Genomic DNA, 10,263 nt, shown 5'->3' with positions numbered 1-10,263 from the left:
GACTTTTTATGTAGAATAACTACACCTCAAAGTCTCTGCCGCGCACTTGTATATGAGTAATGGCCAACAATTCGCTGCAAAAACAACCTTGAAAGGTCAACAGGCCCTAGACACCTAAAAAGTTTAGTGGTGGCAATGCTCATTACATTGGTGATCATCATCGTCAGCAAACTCATCGTCGCCATGCTGATGCTGCATAACACCCCAACCGTCTGATATACCGTCAAATTCTTGCGCGAAAGTATTCAATTCGGTTTCTTTAGCAACAAGCGCATCATACTCAGGCACCATTTGTAGGCATACGATGACTTCCCATTTAGTGCTTTCTTCGTCAAAGTTAAGCTCGAGTTCACCTTGCATATCAGTTTGGCTTAATGCTTCAATAGCCGACTCGGCATCACGTTGGTCATCAAACACCAAGAAAAAATCTACTTCAAGTGATTGCGTTAAATCAATACCAGCATCCGCCATTGCAGCCAGCATTTGGCCATTATCATCATCAGGGAATTGCATATAATTGTCCTTTATTGAGCGGCAACAATTTCAATATTTGCACCATTAAACGAAATAATATCGCCAACAACACACTTTTTACGTTTACGAGTATCAATTTCACCGTTTACGGTTACCTGGCCTTCAGTAATAACATGCTTTGCATCGCCACCACCATTTACTAAGCCTTGTACTTTTAATACTTTATAGAGTTCTACGAATTCATCACCTGGAAGTAATGCAAACGCTTGAGTTTGAGTCGTCACAATAATTGCCTTGTATTCAAAATATGGGCGCTATTATAGCCTATGCAGGGTTAGCAAGCATCAAGCATTTTAATGGGATCAGGATGACGATACTCAAAACCTAAATCTTGACAAATTAACTGGCCATCAATGGTTTTACTGGGTTGCTGCTGTTGATTAAATTCCGGTGGAGGCAAGCCAAGGTGTTGTGATGCAATAACGTAAAACTCACCGCGAGTAGGATGGATTGGAGCCGCTAAATTATAAACGGATTGAGTGTCACGGCCTGATAAAATCAAACTAACAGCATTAACACAATCATCTAAATGCACTAAATTAACCGCCACATTAGCACCACTTACATCAACTTTTCCGGCAAAAAATCGCCCTGGATGACGTTTAGGACCAATCAGACCTGAAAATCGCACAATGCAACTGTTTGGCATGGTTGCGAACATGGATTCCGCTTCTAATAAGGTGGCACTGGCGTCATTAAAGGCTGTTGCATCTGCTTCGGTCACCGTGTGATCAAGTGACGGATATACGCCCGTGGTACTGATAAAAATCACCTTTTGGTACTGGCGAGTGCCAATTAATTGTTTCAGTCTGGTCAAATAAAGGAGGTAATCAGATCCGCCACGGCGAAGCCCAGGTGGAATATTAATCACTATGGCATCACTATCAAATAACCCTGTGCGACTCACCTGAGCACTGACATTGGCTAAGTCTAACTGAATGGCTTCAATGCCTTGTTGCTGTAAAGGTATTAAATCTTCTACTTTACGTTTAGACGCTTTAACGTGAAATCCCTGACGGACTAAATGGCTGGCCAATGGAAAGCCAAACCAACCACAGCCAATAATACTAATAATGTTCATTGAGACTCTTGATGGGTTAATGATTAAAATGATTAAAATAAAAGCTAATTGGATTATTAGCTTGCAAGGTTTTTACAGCACCATCTGTTAGCTCATTTATCTTGATCACTTCTTGCACATGAACATCTTCGTTAATTAAAAACCGAAAACTGGGTTCACCACCACTGCTGTCACATGCCCACACATGAGGCTGTTTTACATCGGCGGTAGTCATCATCACTTTTGCAATTGTGTCATCGGTTAAACGTACTATGGTGCCAGGCGGGTAAATACCTAAAATTTTAACTAACACAGATATGAGTTTATCACTGTGTTTACTGCTGTGGTTTTTAAACAAAATACCCAAAGCGATTTGCGGGGTATGGTATTTGGCCAGTAAGGTTTCATAATCATTGGCTAATGACACGACTTGAGTATTATTCAGTAATTTAACTTCATTGAGGCCATCAGGATAACCGCTGCCGTCGATGTATTCATGGTGGTGTAACACAATATCCAGTACAGCCTCTGGAAACAATCCGCTTCTTTTTAACATATCGTGGCCAAAATTGGGGTGCTGCTTTAAAAAGTTGCTTTCAACTTCTGTCAGCTCTGTACGTTTGCGGCGGATTTCCTCAGGGACTTTCAGTTTACCTATATCGTGAAATAAACTGCCTAAAGCAATATCGCGCACGTCTTTTTTTGTGAAAGACAATGCATGGGCAATCATCATTGCTAATACCGCAACAGAAATACCATGTTGAGTCACACTCACGTCGGCTTCGCCGCTGCCCACAAGGGTTAAGTGCGGTGTTTCGCTCTCATATAAGTGTTCAACTAAATTCTCTACTAAGGTTGCCGCTTCACGGTAGGCACCTTCTGGATCGCTAACCACTTTGCCAAAAACGGTGCGACTGTCATTGACTGCTTTTACAAATCGTTGTTGGCTTACACGCATGCTTTTTTTGGCCAAGGGTCGGTAATCGACTTCTTGGATATGTTCTTCTTGTGGTTGTTCGATTTCGACTGGCGTTTCAGCTACTGGTAATAATTCATGTCCGTCGACAACGTACACAAAGTCAACATCAAGCCCTTTAATCATCTCGATTTGCACTTGCTGTTCTAATTTAACTTTACTGCGGAAAAAAGGATGGCTAGTCCACGACAATGGCAGCTTAACGGTTAGACCTATCACCATTTGAGAAACGGGTATTTGTGTTAATTCTGTTTTAGCCAAAGTTGTGATCCTTTCACATAAGCCCATGGGGCTGAAGTGATAATGTCATTGCTACGCTAACATTGTCATTATTTAATCAAAAATAGATAAAAATACGCTTTTATTTTGCAGCCTCGGGTAGATTATCTTCTAACGTCCAATCAGCAAAGTAGTAATGTAACCGCTTTGATTTTAGTACATAAATCACAGACCAAAATAAAAAAAGTGCATCTAACGAATAACCGATGTTAAATACAAAATTGTCGTGTACGACCCGTTGAAACAAAAACACCCCATCTAACACAAGTAAAGCCCATAAAAACCAAGCACTTCGATTAAATATAGGCCTTAGCACTACCCAGGTGCGTTTTCGTTCAGCAATCACCAGCCCATAAATTAAAACGGCACCTACCCCGGCAATTAATGCCAAAATAAAGTCGGACTTTTCTGGGTAAAACAACCTCACCAAGCCTGAACGATCATTAAACTGCGTCAGTGATGCAATAAAAATACACCAGCCCCTCGCTAAAAACACCAGTATTAAATACAAAAATAAAGGCGGTTTAATGTGGCCACGATCGTCAAGCCAAGTAATATGACTAAAATTCACAGTAGACTCTTATCGGCAGCAAACAACATAAATAAAGTACTCGTACATTCTGGCCTAGTTGCTTTGATTAAGAAGAGCCAACAGGCCTTGCTCATCCATCACCTTAACCCCTAACTCTTGAGCTTTGGCTAACTTTGACCCCGCGGCTTCACCGGCAACAACACAATCAGTGTTTTTAGACACACTGCCAGCGACTTTGGCGCCTAACGCTTGTAATTGTGCTTTAGCGTCATTTCGATTGAGTTGAGTTAAGGTTCCAGTGAGTACCCAGGTTTGCCCTTTTAAGGGTAATTGAGACTCATCAGCTTGGGCAATCGCGGGCCAAGTAATGCCAGCTGCCAATAACTGCTCAATAACCTCAATATTGTGTGGCTGAGCAAAAAACTGACTAATGTGCTTAGCGACCACTTCCCCCACATCGCTCACCTCAAGCAACTGTTCAACACTGGCAGTGCGGATCCGCTCAAACTCGGCAAAATGTTGGGCAAGATTGGCCGCGGTTGCCTCGCCCACTTCGCGAATCCCTAAACTATACAAAAAACGGGCTAACGTGGTGATTTTGGCTTGCTTAATTGCATTGACGATATTTGTGGCCGACTTCATGGCCATACGATCGAGCATCGTAATAGCAGAGGCCGTTAATGAAAATAAGTCAGCAGGCGTTTTCACTAACTCTTTATCAATCAGCTGCTCAACTATTTTGTCACCCATGCCATCAATATTTAATGCTTTACGTGAGGCAAAATGTTTAATGGCTTCTTTGCGCTGTGCCTCACAAAACAAACCGCCACTGCAACGCGCAACGGCTTCGCCTTCTAAACGTTCAACCACGCTTTGACACACTGGGCAATGTTGTGGAAACACAATATCTTGAGCATCATTTGGACGCTGCTCAGAAACGATGGCGACAATTTGCGGTATGACATCCCCTGCTCGGCGAATAATCACTGTATCACCGATTTTAACGCCAAGACGGGCAATCTCATCGGCATTATGTAATGTGGCATTTGATACCGTGACCCCGCCTACAAATACCGGTTTTAGGCGAGCGACTGGGGTGACGGCACCAGTGCGACCAACTTGAAAATCAACCGCTTCGAGTAAGGTCATTTCCTCTTGCGCGGGGAATTTATAAGCGATGGCCCAACGTGGCGCTTTAGCGACAAAACCTAAAGACTGCTGTTTGTTGATGTCATTGACTTTAATCACCACACCATCAATTTCATACTCTAATTGACTGCGACGAGTCATAATATCTTGATAATATGCAAACACTTTATCAACCGTGTCACACACTTTTACCTCTTGGCTTACCGGTAATCCCCACTGTTTCAGTTGGGTGAGTTGGGCAAAATGGGTTAATTGCATCGGCTGCGATTCACCTTCAACGACCCCAAGCGCGTAGGCGTAAAATCCCAAAGCGCGTGAGGCGGTAATTTTACTGTCTAATTGGCGTAAACTGCCTGCTGCTGCATTTCGTGGATTAACAAAGACTTTATCGCCTTTGCTGATTTGACGTTGATTTAACGCCTCAAATGCCGCTTTAGGCATAAACACTTCACCACGTATTTCGACTAAGTCAGGAAAACCTTCTCCACGTAGTTTAAGCGCAATTGAGCGAATGGTGCGGACGTTTTCAGTAATGTCCTCGCCAACCGTACCATCACCGCGCGTGGCCGCACGCTCAAGTACACCGTGGCGATAAGTAATCGACACAGCTAAACCGTCAAGCTTAGGTTCGCAGACATAATCAACAGTGTCGACTTTATCGGTGATGCGTTTATTAAATGCACTAAAATCTTCGGCGTCAAAAGCATTATCTAAACTTAACATTGGCTTTAGGTGAGTGATTTGCTCAAACTTTTGTAACGCTACGCCACCCACCCTTTTACTTGGCGAGTCAGGTAGGCTCAAATGCGGATGTGCTTGTTCAAGCTCAATTAAACGTCTCATTAATCTGTCGTATTCAGCGTCAGGTATTGACGGTGCATCATCAACATAATAACGAATATTGTGTTGATTGATGGCCTGAGTCAGTTGATCAATTTCGTTTTCAATTGCGCGCATTGGGGTATCCGTAGTCATACAAATTAACCGTATAGTCGTTTCATCAACATAGCGTGAAACGCTATGGTTTTCAGTGTTAGGGGTAAAACAATTAAGGCCGCTGTTGCGGCCTTATAGCATTGAGCTTGAGCAGATTATACTACAAAGCCGCATTGACTCGTCTAATGTAGTCTTTTTTAATCGCATCAGACCAAGGCTGACGTTGGCCATCAAGAATATCAGCATCTAAGTCATCAGCAATTTGATATGCAGAGTTAAGCATAATGGTGAAGTTCATCATAGGATCACCAAAGGCAGGCAATGTCATAAACAATACCACGCCTTGAGTCACAAACTGCTCCATGTTATCTGGGTCAAACACGCCAGGCTTTAACATATTAGCCAACGAAAATAATACCTTTCCGTTGCCAGCGTTATCGATGTGACGATGAAAAATATCCATGTCGCCAAATTTAAAATTGAGCGATAACAAACTCGGTAATAACTCTGCACCGTGAATTTGCGAACCTTGTTTGGCAACAATGTGCAGCACTAATACATCTGTTGGATCGCTAGGCTGCTCTGCTTGAGTCGCTGTTTTTTCCGGCTTGCTTTCACTGGTGCTAACAGGCTTAGGTGCAGCCTTTGGTGCTTCTGTTTGCACGGTTTTTGGTTCAACTTTTACCGGCTCTGCTTTTGCAGGCTCAGCTCTTGGCGGCAAAGGTTTACCTGTGTAGCTCTCAAGTTTTGCCGTGCTGGTTGAAGAATTAAAAATTTTCTTCGGTGAGCTCATCGCTGAATTAACATGTTGCGCCAAGCTTGGTGCCGTTGGTGCAGGAGCGGTATCGTCTACAAACAAAGGTTGTTGTGTTGGTTGTCTTACAGGCGTGTCAGGCTGACGCAATGAGTCTTGCAAAGGAGTATGACTCTGAGGCGTATGGCTCTGAGGTGTTTCTGGACGATGAGCTTTTTGGCTTAAATTGGTTTTTAAAACCGGTTTTATGACAGTCTCTTCTACTTCGTCGGCCTTGCGTACCCGCACCTTACCAATACCGTCTGCGTCGAACCCCTCGGAGTCGCGACGTTGCGCTTGGTCTTTATAAAACCCTGCCATTGGGCTTTGTTTCATCTCTTTAGGTTGTTGTTTTCTAATTGACCAAAAACCGTGCACTAACACTGCAATAATTGCAATCGCGCCTAGTACAAACAACACCAGTTGTAGATCTTTCATTAGTATCCCTGTCTTTCTAATTTATACCGCATCGGCTAAGGCAACGGCGGCTTCAATGTCCACTGCGACTATCCTTGAAACGCCAGGTTCATGCATAGTAACGCCAATAAGTTGATCAGCCATTTCCATCGTTATTTTATTGTGACTGATATAAATAAACTGCACACTTTGCGACATTTCTTGTAATAACCGACAAAAACGTTCAACGTTAGCGTCATCCAAAGGTGCATCAACTTCATCTAACATACAAAAAGGTGCTGGATTAAGTCTAAAAATAGCAAAGACTAATGATAAAGCGGTTAAGGCTTTTTCTCCACCACTAAGTAAATGTATGGTGCTATTCTTCTTACCCGGCGGTTGAGCCATAATGGTTACGCCGGTTTCCAGTAAGTCGTCATCGGTGAGGGCTAAATACGCCTTGCCACCACCAAACACTTTAGGAAATAACTGTCCTATATCGTGATTAACCGCTTCGAATGTGGCCTTAAAGCGGCTTTTAGTTTCTTTATCTATTTTTCTTATTGCATCTTCTAGCGTGGAAAGCCCTTTATTTAAATCATCATCTTGGCTGTCTAAATAGGCTTTGCGTTCACGCTGGGTTTCAAATTCTTCAATTGCCGCAAGATTAATCGCACCTAAGCGAACTATTTTTTGCTTCACTTTTTCTAGCTGCTCAGCCCACACGTTTGCGCTGGCATGTTCGGGCATATCGGCAATGACCTGTTGCAACTGAATTTGCTGCTCTTGTAATAATTGCAGCTGCGCATTGGCTTGGCCTTTTAATCCCTCACGACGTAACTTTAACGCGCTTATCTTTTGAGTCAAGTCTTGTATTACGACAAGCTGTTGTTTTTGCATCATTACTGAGCTATCTAAATCAGCTTGTAACTCTGCTTGTTGCGCTCTATTTTGTTGCAATTGTAGCTGCAAGGCTTGTTGTTGCTCAAGCATATCAGTCAGTTGAGCAGATAATTGCGCTAATTGATGTTCACCACGTAGAAATTGATTATCTTGCAACAGGTGTTGTAATTGAGCATGTTGCGTCGATAACTCAGCCTGTTTTTCCTGTTTTTGTTGGAGTTGCTGCAAGCTAAGTGCTTGTTGGGTGGCATGTTGTTGCAATTGAGTTTGTTGTTGTGTCAGCAAATTAAGCGCATCAACTCGTTTAGCTTTAATTTCTCGCAGTTTGGCCTGGCTATTTTGCCAAGCATGCTGGGCAATTTCGTGTTGATTTATGGCGTTAGACAATACTTGTTCTTGAACGATAACTTGCTCTTCATAAGCTTCTATTTGCATTTGCTTATCAAGATATGCCTGCTTAAGCTGGGTTAGCGTATAATGACTTTTTTGCTGTTTATGTTGCTTGTCGTCATGTTGCTGCTGCAAACTTGCCAGGGTAGATTGTAATTTGGTTTGGCTAATTTGCAGTTGATGACACCCCTGCTGCACCTGGCTTAACTGCAATTGTTGTGCTGCAGCGTCTTGGGTACATTGGGTTAATGTTTGCTGCGCCACAATTAGCTGTTGCTCTAGTTCACTGAGTTGTTCATTTAATACAGCGCGCTCTTGGCTAAGCACAATCGCAGACTGCCCTGTTTGAGCTTGGGTCTGGTTTAACACAAAACCATGGCCCACCAGGTAACCATCTTGGGTTGCAAAATAGTGATCTTCATTAATGTCGCTTAAGAGGCGTTTTGCCTCATCAAGCGTGTTAACCCAGTGTACAGACGTTAACCAAGGCGCCAGATTAACCTGAGTGTTAAAGGCGACATGGTGGCGTTGTGGTCCTTTAACAAACCCCATTGCACTGTTAGTGTTCACGGCTTCATCTGGTGCTAATACGGGGAATTGACTCAAGCTATGCAACACCATATCAACGGCGTTTTCCCAGCCAGACTGCACCTCTATCACCTGCCACAATTGCTCACCACTTGAGAGTGTTTGTGCGCCGAGCAACTCATCAATAAGCTGTAAACGAGAATGACGATGCGTCATTGTTTGTTTTAGCGTTTGATACTGTTCACGGTGCATGTCTACGGCAGCTTGAGCCGCTATAACTTGTTGCTGCCTTTGTTGTAGTTCGTTGAGCGTGTTCTCAAGCTCGATTGTGATTTGGTTTAACTCATTTTGTGAGTGCGTCAGCTGTGACAAATTATCTTGTTGTTCGAGTGCGGCTAGCTCCTGGGACAATTGTGTTTTTTGCAACTCGACCTGCTGCAAACTTTGCTGTTGATGAGTTAACGTTGACTGTGACAACGCCAGTTGCATTTTGCTTGATGCTAAGGTTTCTGCATATTGTGTTAACTGTAATTGTTGCTCATCACAGGCCTCTTCAACCACAGCGAGTTGTTCATCGATTAATTCAAGCGCTGCTTGGGCTTGTTCGTATTGTGGTGTTAATTCTTTGGCGTGTCCTAGCAAACGTTGATAATCGTCTTGCAAAGCCGCAATGGCATGTTCACCTGCTGCTAGCTGTTGCTGTAATGCATTCATTTGTTGTTGTAATTGTGTGTCTTGTTGCTGCTGGTGTTTTAATTGCTGCTCTAGCTTAGTGATGTTGTTTCCCGCAGCATAATACTGTTCAACAAATTGATGTTCTGAATCACTTAATTCGGCAAGCTGCTGTTTCAGCTGTGTCACACTGGTGTCAGACTGTTGTGAAATCACCTGCTGCTGGGCAGATTGGAGCTCAAGCGCCGATAATTCGCCTTCGAGCTTGTCGGTCTGTGTTAATAACTCTTGATAACGTATAACCAATAATTGACTATGCAGCAAACGTTCATTGGTTTTAAGCTCACGGTATTGTAATGCCGCCTTGGCTTGTTGTGATAATTTATCAAGCTGTGCGCCCAGTTCAACCCTAATGTCATTTAATCTGTCTAGGTTTTCACGTGTGTGACGAATACGATTTTCTGTTTCGCGCCGGCGTTCTTTATAACGCGAAATACCGGCCGCTTCTTCAATAAAAACGCGAAGCTCTTGAGGTTTGGATTCGATTAAACGGGAAATGGTGCCTTGCTCGATAATGGCATAACTACGCGGCCCAAGTCCCGTTCCCATAAAGAGATCGGTGATGTCTTTACGACGACACTTTTGACCGTTTAAAAAGTAGCTTGATTCACTGTCGCGATTGACTTGCCGCTTAACCGATATCTCTTGGTAGCTGGCATACTGGCCAGCTAAACGCCCTTGAGTATTTTCAAAGACTAATTCAACACCCGCCACAGAAATGGGTTTACGCGAAGATGAGCCATTAAAGATAACGTCTGTCATCGAATCGCCGCGTAAATTTTTGGCACTGCTTTCACCCAACACCCAACGAACAGCGTCAATCACATTGGATTTACCGCAGCCATTAGGACCGATAATGGCAGATAGCGCATTATCAAATGGGATTTTAGTTGGGTCTACAAACGACTTAAATCCAGCAAGTTTTATTTGTTTTAATCTCATGTTGCCAGTTCAGGTACGCATTAAAAGAAAAAAGCAGCTCACTTTAGCAATTGATCTTCATTTTGTAACGATTTTTATCCTTTTGAAACAGTTTATCGCTTGTTTTATTGTGT

The 10,263-nt window shown here is 43.1% G+C and carries 8 protein-coding genes; all 8 read right to left on the bottom strand.

What is annotated here, in order from left to right; translation table 11 throughout:
* Positions 1-123 precede the first annotated feature (123 nt).
* Positions 124-513: a ribonuclease E inhibitor RraB gene (locus L2703_RS08900; protein WP_248970748.1), complete on the bottom strand. Its 390-nt coding sequence runs from the start codon at positions 511-513 to the stop codon at positions 124-126.
* An 11-nt stretch (positions 514-524) separates the two neighbouring features.
* Positions 525-758 carry an RNA-binding S4 domain-containing protein gene (locus tag L2703_RS08895; protein ID WP_238105413.1) on the bottom strand — a complete coding sequence of 78 codons (234 nt, stop codon included), beginning with the start codon at positions 756-758 and terminating at the stop codon, positions 525-527.
* A gap of 50 nt (positions 759-808) precedes the next feature.
* A complete protein-coding gene (locus tag L2703_RS08890; protein ID WP_248970747.1) occupies positions 809-1,615 on the bottom strand; it encodes an SDR family oxidoreductase in 807 nt (268 codons plus the stop codon).
* Positions 1,616-1,631: 16 nt separating this feature from the next.
* On the bottom strand, positions 1,632-2,831 hold the full coding sequence (locus L2703_RS08885; RefSeq protein ID WP_418358634.1) for a cyclic di-GMP phosphodiesterase: 1,200 nt from the start codon (positions 2,829-2,831) through the stop codon (positions 1,632-1,634).
* A gap of 100 nt (positions 2,832-2,931) precedes the next feature.
* The gene (locus L2703_RS08880) at positions 2,932-3,420 is read right to left on the bottom strand and encodes a DUF2919 domain-containing protein (protein WP_248970745.1); all 489 of its coding nucleotides are present in this window, start codon (positions 3,418-3,420) and stop codon (positions 2,932-2,934) included.
* A 54-nt stretch (positions 3,421-3,474) separates the two neighbouring features.
* Positions 3,475-5,487 (bottom strand): NAD-dependent DNA ligase LigA, encoded by a 2,013-nt coding sequence (ligA, locus tag L2703_RS08875; RefSeq protein WP_248970752.1) that lies wholly within the window; start codon positions 5,485-5,487, stop codon positions 3,475-3,477.
* Positions 5,488-5,626: 139 nt separating this feature from the next.
* Complete coding sequence (zipA, locus tag L2703_RS08870) at positions 5,627-6,697, bottom strand: cell division protein ZipA (RefSeq protein ID WP_248970744.1); 1,071 nt, start codon at positions 6,695-6,697, stop codon at positions 5,627-5,629.
* A 21-nt stretch (positions 6,698-6,718) separates the two neighbouring features.
* Positions 6,719-10,150: a chromosome segregation protein SMC gene (locus tag L2703_RS08865; RefSeq protein ID WP_248970743.1), complete on the bottom strand. Its 3,432-nt coding sequence runs from the start codon at positions 10,148-10,150 to the stop codon at positions 6,719-6,721.
* Positions 10,151-10,263 lie beyond the last annotated feature (113 nt).

This window comes from Shewanella basaltis (assembly GCF_023283885.1).
GTDB lineage: Bacteria > Pseudomonadota > Gammaproteobacteria > Enterobacterales > Shewanellaceae > Shewanella > Shewanella basaltis.
The sequence above is the reverse complement of the archived record's forward strand: the minus strand, read 5'-3'. Positions and strand labels throughout refer to the sequence as shown.